General features: G+C 54.5%; 1 pseudogene. It reads right to left on the bottom strand.

Going from position 1 to position 233, the window contains the following annotated elements:
- A pseudogene (locus V5P19_RS24585) lies at window positions 1–233 on the bottom strand (PTS mannitol transporter subunit IIBC); the annotation flags it as partial.

Genomic DNA, 233 nt, shown 5'->3' with positions numbered 1-233 from the left:
CCGTAACACCGGCAATTGTCGCCAGGAACGAGCCTTTCGGCGTCAGTGCCAGGTAAGCAAAGATAGACCCCGGACTTGGGCCAGCCACCAGACCACCGTCCAGTAAGTTAAACATCCAGGTACCAGACATACCGCCCGCAATCATGGCAATAATAGTCAGCGGCTTCATCAGCACATATGGGAAATACAGTTCGTGGATCCCACCGAGGAAGTGAATAATCATCGCCCCGGGC

Origin of the sequence: Enterobacter sp. UNJFSC 003, assembly GCF_036903355.1 — a bacterium.
In the GTDB taxonomy this organism is placed as follows: domain Bacteria; phylum Pseudomonadota; class Gammaproteobacteria; order Enterobacterales; family Enterobacteriaceae; genus Enterobacter.
Note: the sequence above shows the minus strand (reverse complement) of the source record. Positions and strands in the feature narration are given on the sequence as shown.